At 65.0% G+C, this 16,162-nt stretch carries 14 protein-coding genes; 5 read left to right on the plus strand and 9 right to left on the minus strand.

The window, feature by feature from the left end:
- Positions 1 to 3: 3 nt before the first annotated feature.
- Entirely contained in the window at positions 4 to 1,998 is a 1,995-nt protein-coding gene (locus tag NKT35_RS05370; protein ID WP_254299528.1) for an alpha/beta hydrolase family protein, read from the plus strand.
- A gap of 47 nt (positions 1,999 to 2,045) precedes the next feature.
- Here the strand turns inward: NKT35_RS05370 and NKT35_RS05375 are convergent, their stop codons facing one another.
- From NKT35_RS05375 to NKT35_RS05405, 7 genes are all read right to left on the minus strand, one after another.
- Positions 2,046 to 4,133, minus strand: coding sequence for a prolyl oligopeptidase family serine peptidase (locus NKT35_RS05375; RefSeq protein ID WP_254299530.1), 2,088 nt, complete (start codon positions 4,131 to 4,133; stop codon positions 2,046 to 2,048).
- 6 nt (positions 4,134 to 4,139) lie between these two features.
- Positions 4,140 to 4,913, minus strand: coding sequence for an alpha/beta hydrolase (locus NKT35_RS05380; protein WP_254299532.1), 774 nt, complete (start codon positions 4,911 to 4,913; stop codon positions 4,140 to 4,142).
- A 17-nt stretch (positions 4,914 to 4,930) separates the two neighbouring features.
- Entirely contained in the window at positions 4,931 to 5,647 is a 717-nt protein-coding gene (locus NKT35_RS05385) for a substrate-binding periplasmic protein (RefSeq protein ID WP_254299534.1), read from the minus strand.
- A 170-nt stretch (positions 5,648 to 5,817) separates the two neighbouring features.
- On the minus strand, positions 5,818 to 6,846 hold the full coding sequence (ltaE, locus tag NKT35_RS05390; protein WP_254299535.1) for a low-specificity L-threonine aldolase: 1,029 nt from the start codon (positions 6,844 to 6,846) through the stop codon (positions 5,818 to 5,820).
- A 264-nt stretch (positions 6,847 to 7,110) separates the two neighbouring features.
- Complete coding sequence (locus NKT35_RS05395) at positions 7,111 to 7,335, minus strand: hypothetical protein (RefSeq protein ID WP_254299537.1); 225 nt, start codon at positions 7,333 to 7,335, stop codon at positions 7,111 to 7,113.
- Positions 7,336 to 7,523: 188 nt separating this feature from the next.
- On the minus strand, positions 7,524 to 8,270 hold the full coding sequence (locus tag NKT35_RS05400) for an oxygen-binding di-iron domain-containing protein (RefSeq protein ID WP_254299539.1): 747 nt from the start codon (positions 8,268 to 8,270) through the stop codon (positions 7,524 to 7,526).
- On the minus strand, positions 8,267 to 8,872 hold the full coding sequence (locus NKT35_RS05405; RefSeq protein WP_254299540.1) for a methyl-accepting chemotaxis protein: 606 nt from the start codon (positions 8,870 to 8,872) through the stop codon (positions 8,267 to 8,269). The genes NKT35_RS05400 and NKT35_RS05405 overlap by 4 nt, the downstream gene beginning before the upstream one ends.
- A gap of 143 nt (positions 8,873 to 9,015) precedes the next feature.
- Here NKT35_RS05405 and NKT35_RS05410 point away from each other — a divergent pair, with 143 nt between their 5' ends.
- Complete coding sequence (locus NKT35_RS05410; protein ID WP_254299542.1) at positions 9,016 to 9,792, plus strand: tRNA threonylcarbamoyladenosine dehydratase; 777 nt, start codon at positions 9,016 to 9,018, stop codon at positions 9,790 to 9,792.
- A gap of 7 nt (positions 9,793 to 9,799) precedes the next feature.
- On the opposite strand, the gene NKT35_RS05415 is transcribed toward NKT35_RS05410, so the two are convergent.
- The gene (locus NKT35_RS05415) at positions 9,800 to 10,192 is read right to left on the minus strand and encodes a VOC family protein (protein ID WP_254299544.1); all 393 of its coding nucleotides are present in this window, start codon (positions 10,190 to 10,192) and stop codon (positions 9,800 to 9,802) included.
- Between the two features lie 79 nt (positions 10,193 to 10,271).
- Entirely contained in the window at positions 10,272 to 11,039 is a 768-nt protein-coding gene (locus tag NKT35_RS05420; protein ID WP_254299546.1) for a CDP-diacylglycerol diphosphatase, read from the minus strand.
- A 282-nt stretch (positions 11,040 to 11,321) separates the two neighbouring features.
- On the opposite strand from NKT35_RS05420, the gene NKT35_RS05425 reads away from it, so the two are divergent.
- Genes NKT35_RS05425 through NKT35_RS05435 form a run of 3 tightly spaced genes read left to right on the plus strand, consistent with a single transcriptional unit; the run spans position 11,322 to position 16,148 of the window.
- On the plus strand, positions 11,322 to 12,578 hold the full coding sequence (locus NKT35_RS05425) for an MFS transporter (RefSeq protein ID WP_254299548.1): 1,257 nt from the start codon (positions 11,322 to 11,324) through the stop codon (positions 12,576 to 12,578).
- 32 nt (positions 12,579 to 12,610) lie between these two features.
- Entirely contained in the window at positions 12,611 to 13,741 is a 1,131-nt protein-coding gene (locus NKT35_RS05430) for a LuxE/PaaK family acyltransferase (protein WP_254299550.1), read from the plus strand.
- Position 13,742: 1 nt separating this feature from the next.
- Positions 13,743 to 16,148 carry an acyl-CoA reductase gene (locus tag NKT35_RS05435; RefSeq protein WP_254299554.1) on the plus strand — a complete coding sequence of 802 codons (2,406 nt, stop codon included), beginning with the start codon at positions 13,743 to 13,745 and terminating at the stop codon, positions 16,146 to 16,148.
- Positions 16,149 to 16,162 lie beyond the last annotated feature (14 nt).

Genomic DNA, 16,162 nt, shown 5'->3' on the forward strand with positions numbered 1-16,162 from the left:
GACATGAAACTATCCGCACCACTGATGCTGCTGACCGCAGCAAGCCTGTTGGCGGGCCCGGCTCACGCAGCCCAGTCCGATTCCGATGCCCAACTGGCGAAACTGTATTTCCAATCCTCAGCCATGAGCAGCGCCATGCTGTCGCCAGACGGCGCCACGCTAGCCGTGACCATGCGCAATGCTAATGGCCGCCAGCAGTTGATCACCATGGATCCGGACCAACCGGCCAGCGCCAAAGTGGCCGCCTCATTCGACGATGCCGACATCACCGGCGTAGAGTGGCTGGGCGGAAGCAAGCTGCTGTTTTCGGTATTCGATTCTCAGCGCGGCTCCGGCGAGCAATTCGGCCACGGCTTATATGTAGTCGACAAGAATGGCGAACATTTCAAGCAGCTCATCTCTCCGCAATGGAATATTGTCTCCGCCGGCACCCATCTTGCCAATCGCACTCTGACTCCCGCCTTTTTCCTGCTGGGCAGGCTGCCAAACAACGATAAGGAAATCCTGCTCGGCGAATACAAAGGCGACAATATCGGTGAGCTGAAAGAAGTGGGCCTGCACCGGCTGAATATCGAAACCCAGCACAAAGTTTCTCTGACCTTCAAAGCGCCCGACTACACCACCGGCTGGATCACGGACAAAAGCAATGGCGAGCCGCTGATTGCGGTCTCGTCTCGCAACGGGCGCTATAAAGTGTATCGGCGGGCAGATGCCGATTCCGCCTGGCAGCTGTGGCAAGACGTTGATCACACCAGCGCCGCCGCCTGGACGCCGCAGCTGCTCTTCAACGGTCAGCTATACGCATCTACCGTGGGGCCATCCGGCTACAGCAGCCTGTATCAGATCGACCCCGCCACCCGTCAGCCAAGCAAATCGCCCATCGTCTCCACGCCAGGTTTCGATGCACAGGCGAGTCCGCTATTTGACGAGAGCCAGCATCAGTTACTCGGCTGGCGTTTCGAAACCGATGCGCTCGGCACTTACTGGACTCAGGCTGACATGGCGGCCGCGCAAGCTAAAATCGACGCGCAACTGAGCGATACCGTCAACTTGATTTACTGCCAGAGTTGCCTATCCGCCAAGCGCTGGACCGTGGTGTCCTTCTCCGACCGCGCGCCCGGCACCTATTGGCTATATGACCGGGCCAGCAACAAGCTGACGCCGATCGGCCACGCCAAACCAAAAATCGATCCGGCCAAGATGGCCGCCACCGAGTTCGATCACTACACAGCGCGCGACGGCCTGTCGATTCCGGTCTATATCACCCGCCCTCAAGGCAGTGACAAAGCGCCGCGCCCAGCAGTGCTGATGATACATGGCGGCCCCTATGTCCGCGGCGGCCACTGGGGCTGGGAACCGATGCGCCAATACCTGGCTTCGCTGGGCTACACCGTGATCGAGCCTGAGTACCGCGGCAGCACCGGCTATGGCGACAAGCTGTTCCGCGCCGGCTGGAAGGAATGGGGCCTGAAGATGCAGGACGATATGCAGGACGCGGTGCGTTGGGCGGCCGAGCGCAAGCTGATCGATCCCAAGCGCGTTTGCATCGCCGGCGCCAGCTACGGCGGCTATGCCGCGCTGATGGGGCCGATCCGCCACCCCGACACCTATCGCTGCGCCATCAGCTGGGTGGGAGTCACCGACATCGAGCTGATTGAAACCAGCACCTTGTCTGACTCGGATGAACAGTTTCTGAAATATGGCTTCAAGAAGCTGGTGGCCGATCTGCCTGCCGAGCGCAAAAAGATAGAAGACACCTCGCCGGTCTATCAGGCCGACCGCTTCAAAGTGCCGCTGCTGATCGCCTACGGCAGCGATGACCGCCGCGTGCCGATCGAACACGGCAACCGCTGGCGCAAGGCGGCGGAAAAAGCCGGCGTCGACATGGACTGGGTAGTCTACTCCGGCGAAGGACATGGCTGGATGAAGGAGGAAAACAATATCGACTTCGCCCTGCGCATCAAGCGCCTGCTGGACCGCACCCTGGGCGCGAACTAGTCTTCCCCGCCCAGCCACGGCCTGCCCGCCCAAGGGGCGGGCCGTTTTCACATCAGCCGCTGATACAGATACACCAGCACGCGCGCCAATTCGCTGGCGGTTTCCTCTTGTCCGGCGTTGCCGGCGTGGCCGCCGCCGTCCGTTTCGTAGAACAAAGCCTCATGGCCCAGCTCCTGCAGCCGCGCGGCCATCTTGCGGGCGTGTCCCGGATGCACCCGGTCGTCGCTGCCGCTGGTGGTGAACAAGGCCAGCGGGTAGCGCGCGTCGGCGCGCAGATTGTGATATGGCGAGTACGCCGCCAGCGCGGCGCGCTCGGCCTCGTCTTCCGGATCGCCGTATTCGTCTATCCAGCTCGCGCCGGCCAACAGCTCGGTGTAACGCAGCATGTCCAGCAGCGGCACTTCGCACACCACCGCCTGGAACAATTCCGGCCGCTGCGCCATCGCCGCGCCCACCAGCAGGCCACCGTTGCTGCCGCCCTCTATCGCCAGCTTGGCCGGCGAGGTCAGCTTGCGGCTGATCAGGTCTTCCGCCACCGCAATGAAGTCATCGAAGCTGACCTGGCGTTTGGGCCCCTGCGCCGCCTGGTGCCAATGCGGGCCGAACTCGCCGCCGCCGCGGATGCAGGCCAGCACGAAAGCGCCGCCCTGGCCCAGCCAGTGCGGGCCGAAGTTTTCGATGTAATACGGCAGCATCGGCACTTCGAAGCCGCCATAGCCGTACAGCAGCGTCGGCGTGGAGCCGTCGAAGGGCGCGTCGCGCCGCCGCACCACAAAATAAGGAATCTGCTCGCCGTCCGGCGCGATGGCCTGCCATTGCTCGGCGATATAAGCCGCCGGGTCGAAAGCCTCCGGCTGGCGGCGCAAACACTCCTGCTCGCCGCTGACCGTATCCAGACGGTACAGACCGCTGGGCGTCAGGAAGTCGCTATAGCTGTAATACAGCGCATCGCTCTGCCAGGGCTGGTCGGCGATCTCGATCACCCCGTCTGCCGGCAGGCTCAAGGGCTGTTGGGTCCAAACGCCGTCTTGCTTGGCGAAGCACAGCATGCGGCTCTTCACATTGTCCAGCAGATTGACCAGCAGCCGGCTGCGGGTGGTTTCCACCATCGCCACCGCCAGCCGCGGCTCCGGCGCTTGCAGCAGCTGCGGCGCGGCGCCTTCGCCGAACAAGCCGGCCAAACTCACCGCCAGCAGGCTGCCGCTGAGATAGCTTTCGCCCTGCCAGGCCCAATCTTCCGCCAGCTTGACGATGAAATCTCCGCCGATATAGGCCTCGATCTCCGCCTTGGCCGGCAAAGGCAAAGCGTGCAGCTCCTGCCCGCCGTCGATCAGATAATAGGTTTTGCGGTAGAAACCGTCGGACACCTCGGCCAGGTCCAGCGCGCTGCCGTCGCTGTCGAGGAAGCGCCAGGCCGCCGTCATCATCGCGTCTTCCGGCGCGGCGAACAGCTGGGTCCAGCCATGCTGGCCGTCTTCGCCGCGCTCCACCAGCCATACCTCGCGCGGATAGCCGGCGCGGGTCAGCGGCGCGCCCTTCCAGCCCGGGCAGACGAAGGCGCTGTCCGGGTCGCGCCAGGCGATGTGGTTCTTGCCCTCGGGAAAACTGAAACCGCCCTCAACCCAGCGCCGCGCCTCGATATCGTACTCGCGCGCCACGGTGGCGTCGCCGCCGCCATTGGTCAGATGCACCAGCGCCCGCTCCGGCATCACCGTGCAGTGGGACACGCCGTCCAGATACCAGTCTTTTTCGTCGGCGTCGGCCAGCGCGTCGATATCCAGCACCGTCTGCCAGTCCTGGCTGCCGGCGCGATAGGCGTCCAAGGTGGTGCGGCGATAGATGCCGCGCGGATGCGCCTCGTCCTGATGGAAGTTGTACAGCCAGCCGGCATGTTCGGCGAAATAGGGAATCTGCCGGGTGTCGCGCAGATGCTCCAGAATCTCGGCACGCAGCGGCGCGAAGCGCGGGTCGGCGTCCAACGCGCGCTCGGTGCGGGCGTTCTGCTCGGCCACCCAGGCGGCGGCGCGTTTGGAGTCCAGGCTTTCCAGCCAGGCGTGGGGATCGTGGGACGGTGTCATGGCATTGGAAAATAGAAGAATGGCGGCGAGGTTAGCATTGACGCGGTCGGCTGCCAAATCGCCTCAATGCCGGCTATGCGCCAGCACCCAGCGGCCAGCCAAGCCCAGCACCCGGCTCTCGATGCCGTTGTAGCCGTGCCAGGCCCAGGGCTGGCACGGGTCGCCCTCGCTCTTGCCGCCGTCCATCAGCATCAGTTCGCGCGGCCGGTCGGCGCGCAGCCGGTCTATCACCGGCCCCAGATTGTAAGCATGGCTGGCCCGGCAGTCGTCGCGGCGATGCTGGATCATCAGCACCGGCACGCTCAGCCGCTCCAAGGGCAGGCCGGTCAGACTGCCGCGGCCGCTGTCCAGGCTGGAGGTCAGCACCAGGCCATCCACCTTGTCCGGCCGCAGCAAGGCCGCGGCGGCGGCTGAAGTGGTGCCGCGGCTGGTGCCCACCAGCCACACCGGCAAGGCCGCGCCCTGTTTCAGGTAGTCGGACACCGCGGCCAGATCGGCGGCATGAGCCTCGCCTTCGCGGAAGTCGCCCAGCAAGCCGCGCGGCATGTCCGACGGCGCATCCACCACTGCCACGCGGAAACCCATGTCAGCCCAGGCCTGCCGGGTGCGCACCAGGAAGTTGCCCATGCCAGCGCCCAACTCGCCGGCGGCGGACAGCTTGAGCTGCCCTTCGCCGCCCATCAGCAAAATCAAATTGGCCCGCGCCTCGCCCGGCGGCTCCAGCAGCAGAAAGCGCAGACTGACGCCCGGCCGGGTGTTCAGCTCCACCAGCTTTTCGGCCCAGGCAGGCCAGGACAGGGCGCCGCACAGCAGCGCCAACAGGATTCGTCTCATCATCGCGCTCCCGTTTTCCATCAAGGCACTTCGGCCGCCGCCGCCTTGAAGCGGGCGATGACGTCCGGCGGCGTCTCCTTGTTGAACGCCGCGTACAGCGCGGAGTCGAGCTTGTCCAGCTTGATGCCGCGCGCCACCTTGTCGCGTTCCAGGCCCAACGCTTTGAGCTTGCTCGCCATGCCGGTCTCGGTGGACGGCAACAGATCGCAGCGGCCGTTGACCAGCTTCTTCACATTCAGCGTCGAGTCCGGCGTCACTTCCAGTTTCTGGAAGCCCTCGCTCTCCAGATACTCGTGCCGGTAATCGCCAAGCACCACGCAGACGCGGTATTTGCGGGCATCGTCCAGATCGCGGAGGCGGATGTCGGCGCGGCTGGCCAGGTGGTAGAAATAAACATCGGAATCCAGGATTTTGAAGGTGAAATCCAAAAACTTCTGCCGCTCTTTCGTCTTGGCGATGGGAAACACCATGGCGAAAGGCCGGGTTTTCGCCTCCTGATAGGCGCGCGCCCACGGCACCGCCTGCATGGCGCTGAACGGCAGGCCCAGCTTGCGCATCACCCGGCTGACCTTCTCCACCGTGGTGCCGCCCATCACCTGTCCGTCCGGACTCACCATCACATAGGGCGGGTCGTCGTCGGTGTAAATCCGCACCTGATCCAAACCCGCCGCCGCCGCCGGCCCACAACGGCATAAAGCGGCGAACACCAGCGCGCCGCGCGTCAAGCAATGCCGCATGCGGCCAGCCCCCGTCTATTCCTTACTGGATTAGTTATAGCTGGCCGCGGCGGGCTTGAGCGCCGCGAACCCAAGCCAGCCAAACGCCTGAAACAAGTCGCGCCGAACCGGGCGGCGCAAATCGCCCCCCCAGTCGGCGCAATGCGGCAGCAGGCGTTTGCTGACGGCGCTTAATCGCTGAGCACGCGCTCGAACACTTCCAGCAAGCGGTCGATGTCGCCGCGCCCCACCTGCCAGTGCGTCGCCAGACGCATCGCGCCCTGATGCGGCGGGTTGGCGAGGAAGCCGGCCTGCTTCAGCGCGGACATCAGTTCGGTCGTGTCGATGTCGGCGTTGAAGCGGAACCACACCAGATTGATATGCACCGCGGCCACGTCGATATCGATGCAGGGCAGCTTGGCCAGCCGCTCGGCCAAATAGCGGGCATTGGCGTGGTCCTCATCCAGCCGCGCCGCCATTTCGGTCAGCGCCAGGATGCCCGGCGCGGCGATGACCCCGGCCTGGCGCAGGCCGCCGCCCAGCAGCTTGCGCTTGCGGCGCGCGGCGGCGATGAAATCGGTGCGGCCGGCCAGCATGGAGCCGATGGGCGCGGCCAGGCCCTTGGACAGGCAGAACATCACGCTGTCGACGTGGCGGACGATCTCGCTGACCTCGCAACCCAGATGCGCCGCCGCGTTGAACACGCGCGCACCGTCCAGATGCACCGGCACGCCGTATTCGCGCGCCAGCTCGGCGGTGTCGGCCATGGCCGACAGCGGCAGCACCCGGCCGTTGCTGTGGGCGTTTTCCAGACAGATCAGGCCGGTGCGCGGCTCGTGGATGTCGTCGCCGACGCGGATGCGCCGTTCGATCGCCTCCACCGCCATCAGGCCCTTGTCGCCCTCTATGGTGCGCATGTGGGCGCCGGCGATCACCGCCGCCCCGCCGGCCTCGTGCCACACCAGATGGCTGTTGTCCTCGGCGATCACCTCATCGCCGCGGCGGCAATGGGTAAACAGCGCCAGCTGGTTGCCGAAGGTGCCGCTGGGCACCAGCAGGGCCGCCTCCTTGCCCAGCGTTTCCGCCGCCAGCGCTTCCAACTTGAGCACGGTCGGGTCGTCGCCGTAGACATCGTCGCCGACAGGGGCGTCGAACATCGCCAGGCGCATCGCCGACGTCGGCTGGGTGACGGTATCGCTGCGCAGATCGATCCATTGCATAGGGGCTTCTCCTCTTAGGGTGGCGACACGCCGCTGAGCGCGCCGAAACGGGCAGTCCGTCCCATCCCGCAGTCTGGGCCGGCGTCAAAGACAATCACACGATGCTAAACGTTGGCCATCGCCAACGGCAAGCGCGTCGGACCGCAAAACCAACGGCGGCCGCAAGGGCCGCCGTATCGGAGATGCATCCAGGAGTCAGGGCATGGCCTGACGCAGGCCGGCGTAGCCGGCGTAAACGATCAACAAATTGTCAATGTGGCGGGTTTAATGAATCCGATAAGATTGGCGTATGGCGTCAGCCTGGCGTTCGGCTTTCTGGATGTCCGGCGCGGCCAGCGAAATGTCGGCGCCGCAGCTGCAGCGCAGCTTGTGATCAGGTAGCAAGGATCGCAGATGTTGGCGGGTTTCGCGCCCGCACTCCTCGCAGGCGATGACCACAGTGGCGTTGTAATGTTTGTCCAGATCGATATCGAATCTTTGCTGCTTCATCGGAATCTCCCCAATGCTGAGAGTCGGCCGGCAGAGGAGGCGCGGGCGGCGCCTCTTGCCAGTCCCGGACCGCGTCCGTCAAATCAGACGCGTAAGGATCAAGATAGGGCAAACCGAAAAAGGTTCCAATCGATCAAGGCCTTGCATTATAAAAAAATTTTCACAAGGAGCGGAAACGCCACACCGCCTCAGCGGACCAGCTGGCCGTGGCCCACCTCCAGCTCGGAAAACCAATTGATGAAGCGCATCACGTCGTCGCCTCGGTAAATGGCGCCATGCTGCGGGCACAGCATATCGATCGGCATCTGCGACGCCCGCTCGCACCAGGCCAGGCGCGCTTCGTTCGATCCCATCCAGCGGCGATGAAAACCCTCGGCGTGGCGGATGTGGCGATCGAACTGGCTGACAAACAATTCGCCTTCATCCGGCGGCGGCAGCGCGGCGCCGACGTCGCCGCTGAACAGGATGCGCGCCACGGGATCGTATAGATGGAAATTGCCTGGAGAGTGCAGAAAATGCGCCGGCACCGCCTGCAGCGGCCGGCGGCCGAACGGAATCGCCATGCCCTCGTCCGGGATGGCGAGCAAAGACTCCGCGTCGCCGCCAAAATGAGGGATGAACCCGCCCCACAGCCAACTGACATAGCACTTGAGCTGGGGATTGCAGTCCAGCCATAAGCCCAGCGAGGAAATGATGTCCGGGTCCTGATGCGAGGCGAACAGCCACTGGATCCGCATCGGGTCCGTCACCGTGGACAGGGCGGCGAAGACTGCCGGAAAGATTTCGCTGCCGCCGGGATCCGTCAACAAGAACTCCCCCTCATCGCTCACCAGATATTCATTGGTGTCGATCACATGCTCGGGCCTGCCTGGATCGCGCGCGATCACCACCCAGCGCCGATTGTCTTGCTGATAGATCACCTGGGCCTTTTTCATCGATTTTTCATCCCCATGCACAAGCTGTCGATCGCGGGCAGGATGCATTGCGTCTTGTCGTCGAATTCGCGGCTGACCTCGCCCAGCGCCGCTTGAAAGCTTTGGCCGTATGCGGCTTCGATCTTGGCCGAACGCGCCAGCGCGGTGCCGAACTGGCACAACACGCGCGTCTCCTCCAAGGCCTCCAGCATGCTGGCCCTGGCTTCGGCCACCCGGCGCATCAAACGGTCATGTTCATCTTGATGCTGCCCCAGCACGGCTTCCAATCTGGGCAGCGGCCGCGCCATCCGCTCCTGGGTCAGCCTGAGCAAACGCTGCCGCCGCTCTTGCGACAGCAGCCGGGAAATCAAGCCGACCATGCCGGCGGCCTCGGTCGACACCCGGTCCATGCGCTTGGTCAGCTCCACCGCCAGCATGCGCAGCTCTTTGGAGATCACACTGAAACCGCGCGCCAGCTCTCCGGCCCGATGCGCCAGCAAGATGGCGTTGAGCGCCATCAGGTTGATGTGGAAAGCCAGCAGCACCACCTCCTTGATGCCTTCGTTCAAGCCGACGAAACGCGCCAGCTCCGCCGCCGCGCCATTGCCGGATGCGTCGCCCATCTCGCTCCCCTCATGCCCATGGACTTATCTAGTGTAGACAACGCCACACCGGATGCGGCAAGGCTTGCTTACTATCGCGCGGGGCTGGCCTCGCGCCGCCGCCTTGGTTATCCTTGGCCGTTTTTCGCGCAACAGGTTAAGCCATGGAACATTCCGCCGATCTCGATCGCCGCTTCGGCGGCATCGCCCGCCTATACGGCGATGAAGCGCTGGCGCGCTTTCGCCGCTCCCACGTCTGCGTGGTCGGCGTAGGCGGCGTCGGTTCCTGGGTGGTGGAGGCGCTGGCGCGCAGCGCCATCGGCAAACTGACGCTGATCGATCTGGACAACGTCGCCGAATCCAACACCAATCGCCAATTGCCGGCGCTGGATCCCCTGTACGGCATGGCCAAAGTCACCGCCTTGGCTGAGCGGGCCAAGGCCATCAACCCGGCCTGCGAGGTCGCGGAGATTGAAGACTTCGTCACCGAAGAGAATATGGATGCGATGCTGGGCCAGGGCTATGACTACATCGTCGATTGCATCGACAGCCTGAAGGTGAAGACGGCGATGGCCGCCTGGTGCGCCAGGAAGCGCCAGCGCTTCATCGTGTCCGGCGGCGCCGGCGGCCAGATGGATCCGAGCAAGATCAAGCTGGCCGACCTGGCCGAGGTGACGCAGGACCCGCTGCTGTCCAAGCTGCGCTACAACCTGCGCCGCCACCACGGCTTCGCCCGCGACGGCAAGAAAATGGGCGTGCCCTGCGTCTACTCCACCGAACAGCTGGTCTACCCTCAGGCGCAGGCCTGCGATACCGAAGAGGCCCGCGGCCCGCAGGGCCTGTCCTGCGCCGGCTTCGGCGCCGGCATGGTGGTGACGGCCAGCTTCGGCCTGTTCGCCGCGTCGCGGGTGCTGACCGAGCTGGCCAAGGCCAAAAAGTAGTCCGGACTCAGCCTTTGCGCTGAATCAGATCCCACTGATTGCCGCACAAGTCGCGGAACACCGCCACCGTGCCGTAGGGCTGCTCCAGCGGCGGACGGGTGAACTCCACCCCGGCCGCCCGATAGCGCTCGTAATCGCGCCAGAAATCGTCGGTATTGAGGAATAGCCAAACTCGGCCGCCCGCCTGATTGCCGATGGCCGCGCGCTGCGCGTCGTCGCTGGCCTGGGCCAACAACAGGCTGGCGGCCGAACCCGGCGGCGTCACCACCACCCAGCGCTTGTCCTGTTCCGGCTGATAGCTGTCTTCGGTCAACTCGAAACCCAGCTTGCCGACAAAAAAGGCTATCGCCTCGTCGTAATCGGCCACCACCAGCGTCACCAACGCCAGACTCTGTTTCATATCCGCTCCTTGTCTATGGCCGCGCCGGCTGCCCGGTCGCGGAACCGCGATGATACCGGAGCTGTCGGCCCGGCAGAACCTAGCGCGGCAACACCTTGCAATCGTGGTCCTGCAGCTCTTCCGCCGACGCCCGGTTGCCTCGCAGCAGATTGGCGCGGGTGGCCAGCAGCACGAAACCGTCGCCATCGGCGAACTTGGCCGGCAGCAAGGCCATGCCGTAGCTGCCCATATCGTCGCGGGCATCCGGCAGTTCATCGGCCAGCAAGCGGAAGGGGTCGCCCTGCGGATCGCCCGCCGCGTCGGCATCCACCCGCCGCGCCCAGTAGCCGTGCTTCTTCAGCTCCATGGGCAGTTCGCGCCAACTGCGCGGCAAGCTGTCGGCCACATCGTCGATTTGTTGCCGCACCGTGGGATCGACGCAGGAAATATGGATATGCAGCTGGTTCTGGCTGCGCCCCAGACGGGAGTTGATGGTCAGCGACACCGCCTGCGGCGGCAGCGCTTGGCCGCGCTTCTGGTCGAGGAAACGCCGCGCTTGCCAGGCCTGCCGCCAATAAGCCGGCGCATCCGGCAGCAGCAGTTGCGGGCTTTCGATGCCCTCCACCTTGCGCAAAGGCAGCAGCAAATACTGCAGAGCGCCTTCCCGGCTTTTCAACACCGCCGAGTCATGCGCCCTGTCCACTTCGGCGCAGGGCGAGGGATTGCCTTGCTGCTGTCCCGGCACGCACTGCTGGCTGATGATGCGCCACAAGGCGTCGCTATCGGCGTCGGCATAGTAAGGCACGCCCCATGCCAGCGCGCCCAAGACAGCGGCGCCCAGCGCGAGCCTTCTGAATCGTCTGGCCATATCGTCCCGTTTTGCCAATGAAAAGACCGCCCATCATACCCGCATGGCGAAAATGCGGCTCGCCTCCACATGAAATGATATTTACATATATTTTTGCGACAATAAATTATATGTAAATGACAATTTGTGCGCTTAGCAATTTCATGCTCAAAGAAATCATGGACAATTAAGTATATTTAATTGACTTACATACGAAATAATTAAGCATTAAATTTCAAATTAACGTTGAAATTTTGTTTTTAATTAAAAATTACAAACTAAAACAGTTTTATCTATCCCTTGATGAACAATCCGTCCTATCAGCCGCTCTTGCCGGTTTCCCGCAGCCGCGCGCTGCTTTTTTGCCTGTTGTTGACCAGCTTTGAGTTGCTGGTTTATCTGGGCAGCGACATGGTGATGCCGGCCATGCTGCAAGTCACCCGCGACATGCACGCCTCCAGCGCCCATGTTCCCACCGCCCTCAACGCCTATCTGCTGGGCGGCATCGCGTTCCAATGGCTGATCGGCCCCTTGTCCGATCGCTACGGCCGCCGCCCCTTGCTGTTGATCGGCGCCGCCGGTTTCGCCGCCGCCTGTCTGGCGGCCGCCGCCTGCGGCGAGATCACGGTCTTCAATCTCTTGCGTTTCTTCCAGGGCATCGCGCTGGGTTTCATCGTGGTGGTGAGCTATCCGGCGCTGCAAGAAACCTTCCGCGAACAGGACGCGGTGCGGCTGATGTCGCTGCTCGCCAATATCGCCCTGCTTTCGCCGCTGGTCGGCCCCCTGCTTGGCAGCCTGCTGCTGGAGTGGATGTCCTGGCGCACCATGTTCGCCGTTCTGGGCGGCCTGGGCTTGCTGGTTGGTTTCGGCCTGTGGCGCGGCATGCCGGAAACGCTGGGCGTCGTCCGGACCGACGGCAGTGTCCTGTCCTTCACCCCGCTGCATCTGAAACAGAACTGGGCCAACTATCGCGGCTTGCTGGCCGACTCGACCTTTGTTTGCGGCAGCCTGGCGCTCGGCCTGCTCACCCTGCCCCTGATCGCCTGGATCGGCCTGTCGCCGCTGCTGCTGATCCGCAACCTGGGCTATAGCGGCCTGGAATATGGTTTATGGCAATTGCCGGTGTTCGGCGGCGTCATCGTCGGCAATCTGCTGCTCAATCGGCTGGCGCTGAGCCGCTCCTTGCCCGCGCTGCTGCGCCTGTCGCTCGCGCCCATGGTTTGCGGCCTGCTGTTCGCCGGCGCATCCGCCTGGCTGGCCGGCGGCCTGCCGGCGCTGGTGGCGGGGCTGACGGTTTACGCCGTGGGCCTCGGCCTGGGCAACGCCACGCTGTACCGCCTCACGCTGTTCTCCAGCGAACTGGCCAAGGGCAGCGTCGCCGCCATGCTGGGCATGCTGTCCACCGCCATGCTCGGCGGCGGCGTCGCCGCCATGTCGCTTGCAGAGGCCGGCGATTCGCCCGCCCGCTTCACGGCGGCCATCCTGATTTCCTCGCTGTTGGCGCTGCCGCCCCTGTGGCGCCTGCTGCGCCAGCCGCCGCCGCAACAGCAGGCCGCTTGAGCTTGCCTCCTCTCGTCATACCAGGAATCACCATGAACCCGCTCAATCATGTCGAAACGCTGTGCATGATGGACCAGCCCTATCAAACCGGCCCGGAATGCGACCGCCTGTTCGATGCCGCCATGCGCGAATTGACCGAATACCACTGCGAGCACAGCCCCGGCTACCGCTCTTGGCTGGAGCAGAACGGCCTCGACGCCGCCAAGCTGGCGTCGCTGCGCGACTGGTCGGCGCTGCCGCCCATCTTCGCCAATTACTTCAAGCGCAATCTACTGCTGAGCAAGACCGGCGAGGACGCCCTGGAGCTGACTTCCTCCGGCACCACCGGCCAGAAAAGCCGGATGCGCTACGACGAGCGCAGCATCCGCGCCGCCCAGCGCATGGTGGACCGCATCTTCGACCACTATGGCTGGAACACGCCCGAGCAGCCGTGCAACTACCTGCTGCTGAGCTATGAGCCGGCCGGCGCCATCACGCTGGGCACCGCCTACACCGACCAGTTCCTATGCAAATACGCGCCGGTCAACCGCGCCGTCTACGCCTTGCGCCACAACGGCAAGGGCAATGAGTTCGATCCCTTCGGCACCATCCGCGCGCTGCAGGAGTTCGCCGCCGAAGGTTTGCCGGTGCGCATTTTCGGCTTCCCCGCCTTTTTGTGGTTCACGCTGGAGCGGATGCGGGAGATGGGCGTGCCGCCCCTGCAGCTGCATCCCGACTCGCTGGTCTTCCTGGGCGGCGGCTGGAAAACCCATGCCGACCAAGCCATCGCCAAAACCGAGCTGTACCGGCGGCTAGGCGAACAACTCGGCCTGCCGGACGCGCGTTGCCGCGACGGCTACGGCTCGGTGGAGCACCCGGTGCCCTATGTGGAATGCCCGCATCACCATTTCCATGTGCCGGCCTACGCCCGCGCCTATGTGCGCCGGACATCCGACCTGGCGGTCCAGCCCTACGGCGAGCCCGGCTTCCTGCACCTGGTTTCGCCCTACATCACCTCCAGTCCGGCCCACAGCATGCTGCTGAGCGACCTGGCAGCGCTGCAGCCCGCCGAGCGCTGCGGCTGCGGACTGGCCTCCGACTGGTTCGAGCTACTGGGCCGCGCCGGCACCAGCAAAAGCCGCAGCTGCGCCATCGCCGCTTCCGAACTGATCAAGGAGTCCTGACATGTATCTGAGTCAAGGCAAACTGCATGCCGAGGCCGATCTGGCCGAATTGCTGCCCTTGTTGCGCAGCCGCCTGCCCCGCGCGTTTAGCCAAGCGCTGCCGACAGAAACCGTGCTGGCCTGCGCCCAGCGCTTCGCCGACGGCCTGCTGAACGCGAAATTCCACCCCTTGCTGGACGAGGACGCTCGCCGGCAACTGGCGGCCTTCTGTCAACGTTCCGCGCTGCAGGCCAAGCTGGACAATGAATTGGGCGAGCAACCCTTCTCCTTGCGCCGCCTCGATTACCGCGCGGCCCATTTCGAGGCTTGGCGGCCGCTGGGGCTGGTGGTGCACATCACGCCGGCCAATGCCGCGCTGCTGCCCTTCATGGCTGCGCTGGAAGGCTTGCTGGCCGGCAATGTCAACTGGCTGCGGCCCAGCGCCAGCGATGGCGGGCTGAGCGCGCGCCTGTTGGCGGAATTCCTGCATCACGATGCCAGCGGCCGGCTGGCCGACTATCTGGCCGTGCTGCCGCTGCCCAGCAGCCAGCTCGCCCCGCTATTGGCCGAGGCCGACGGCGTCTCGGCCTGGGGCGGCGACGCCGCGCTAGCGGCGATCCGTACTCAATTGCCCGCCGGCTGCCGCTGGATAGACTGGGGCCACAAGATCAGCTTCGCCTATCTCGACCCGGCCGCGCTGGACGACGCCGGCCTGGACGCCCTGGCCGACGACATCTGCCGCCATGACCAGCAAGCCTGTTCCAGCCCGCAATGCCTGCTGGTGGACAGCGGCGATCCCGCCGCGCTGCGCCATGCCGCCCAGCGCGTGGCCGAGGCGCTACGCCGCCGCGCTCCCCTGTGGCCGGCCTTGCGGCCGGATACCCAGGAGGCCGCGGAAATCACCACCCAGCTGGCCTACCAGAAATTGGACCAGGCCTTCGCCGGCCTGGAAGGCGAAGTGCTGGAGGGCGAGGGCTGGCGTCTGGCCTGGAATATGCGCCAGGAGTTGGCGGCGTCGCCGCTGTTCCGCACCTTGCAGCTGCGCCCCGCCCCGCGCGCCGCGCTGCCCGCCCTGCTGCGCCCCTGGCGCACCCATCTGCAAAGCTGCGGCTTGATCGCGCCGCCCTCGCGGCTGGCGGAGTTGAGCCGGCTCTTGCTGCTGTCGGGCGTCGGCCGCGTCGCTCGCGCCGGCGCCATGCATGACGGTTATGCCGGCGAGCCGCACGACGGCGTGCTGGCCTTGACCCGCCTGGCGCGCCGCGTATCGGTCAGCCTCGATGAAGCGGCGCTGCCTGGCCGCGCCCATCTGGACGCGCCGCCGGCCGAACCGGCAGGCCTGGCCGAGCTTCCGGTGATGGATAAGCATGGCTTCCAGCACGGCGCCATGGGCGACAGCGCCCAGCTGTTCTTCCTCAGCGGCGGCAGCAGCGGCGAACCCAAGCTGGCGGGCTTCAGCTATCGCGACTATCACCGCCAGATGCGCGCCGCGGCGGACGGTTTGTTCGCCGCCGGCCTGGACCCGGCCCGCGACCGGGTGATGAACCTGTTGTACGGCGGCAAGCTGTACGGCGGCATGCTCAGCTTCTTCACCATCCTGGACCAGCTGGGCGCGCCGCAATATCCGATGGGCGGCCCCTCCGACGACGACTTCAGCGAAATCGCGCAGTTCATCGTCCGGCAGCGCGTCAACACCTTGATAGGCATGCCTAGCACCCTGCACAGGCTGTTCGAACGCGAAGAAGCCGCGCTGCGCGCCTACGGCGGCGTGAAAAAGATCTTCTTCGGCGGCGAGCATCTGAACGAAGCGCAGCACGCCTATATCGAGAGCTTCGGCGTGGCGCTGATCCGCTCCGCGATCTACGGCTCGGTGGACGCCGGCCCGCTCGGCCATGGCTGCCCGCACAGCGCCAACGGCGAATTCCATCTGCTGGCCGAAACCCAATGGCTGGAGATACTGGACTCGGGCGGCGATCACCCCGCCGCGCCCGGCGCCGCCGGCCGTTTGGTGTTCACCTCGCTCGCGCGCGAAGCGCAAAGCGTGGCGCGCTACGACCTGGGCGACCTGGGCCGCTGGCTGCCCGGCGCCTGCCCCTGCGGGCTCGAAACGCCGCGTTTCCAGCTCGCCGGCCGCCATGGCGCGCTGCTGCGGGTCGGCACCATCTTCATCAATCCGGCGGAGATGGGCATGAGCCTCCCCCACCCGCAGCAGTGGCTGATCGATCAGGCCGACAGAGGCTGCGACCGCATCCGCCTGCTGGTGGATGGCGATGCCTCCGGCCTGCGCGAGCAACTGCTGCTCGATCCGATGCTGAACGAGGTGGTGAACGGCGGCCTGCTGCAACTGGAGCTCGTTCCGACCCCGGCAGGCGAATTCCGCCGCCAAACGCATAGCGGCAAGACGCCGCTGGTGATGGACCTGAGACGCTAGCCCAAAGCGCCGGC

Source organism: Chromobacterium sp. IIBBL 290-4 (assembly GCF_024207115.1).
In the GTDB taxonomy this organism is placed as follows: domain Bacteria; phylum Pseudomonadota; class Gammaproteobacteria; order Burkholderiales; family Chromobacteriaceae; genus Chromobacterium.

Coding starts and splice junctions, on each gene's coding strand:
- NKT35_RS05400 (WP_254299539.1), bottom strand. CDS start 8,270: ATGAAAAAGGCCCAGGTGATCTATCAGCAAGACAATCGGCGCTGGGTG.
- NKT35_RS05380 (WP_254299532.1), bottom strand. CDS start 4,913: ATGATGAGACGAATCCTGTTGGCGCTGCTGTGCGGCGCCCTGTCCTGG.
- NKT35_RS05425 (WP_254299548.1), top strand. CDS start 11,322: ATGAACAATCCGTCCTATCAGCCGCTCTTGCCGGTTTCCCGCAGCCGC.
- NKT35_RS05385 (WP_254299534.1), bottom strand. CDS start 5,647: ATGCGGCATTGCTTGACGCGCGGCGCGCTGGTGTTCGCCGCTTTATGC.
- NKT35_RS05410 (WP_254299542.1), top strand. CDS start 9,016: ATGGAACATTCCGCCGATCTCGATCGCCGCTTCGGCGGCATCGCCCGC.
- NKT35_RS05435 (WP_254299554.1), top strand. CDS start 13,743: ATGTATCTGAGTCAAGGCAAACTGCATGCCGAGGCCGATCTGGCCGAA.
- NKT35_RS05395 (WP_254299537.1), bottom strand. CDS start 7,335: ATGAAGCAGCAAAGATTCGATATCGATCTGGACAAACATTACAACGCC.
- NKT35_RS05430 (WP_254299550.1), top strand. CDS start 12,611: ATGAACCCGCTCAATCATGTCGAAACGCTGTGCATGATGGACCAGCCC.
- ltaE (WP_254299535.1), bottom strand. CDS start 6,846: ATGCAATGGATCGATCTGCGCAGCGATACCGTCACCCAGCCGACGTCG.
- NKT35_RS05420 (WP_254299546.1), bottom strand. CDS start 11,039: ATGGCCAGACGATTCAGAAGGCTCGCGCTGGGCGCCGCTGTCTTGGGC.
- NKT35_RS05370 (WP_254299528.1), top strand. CDS start 4: ATGAAACTATCCGCACCACTGATGCTGCTGACCGCAGCAAGCCTGTTG.
- NKT35_RS05415 (WP_254299544.1), bottom strand. CDS start 10,192: ATGAAACAGAGTCTGGCGTTGGTGACGCTGGTGGTGGCCGATTACGAC.
- NKT35_RS05405 (WP_254299540.1), bottom strand. CDS start 8,872: ATGGGCGACGCATCCGGCAATGGCGCGGCGGCGGAGCTGGCGCGTTTC.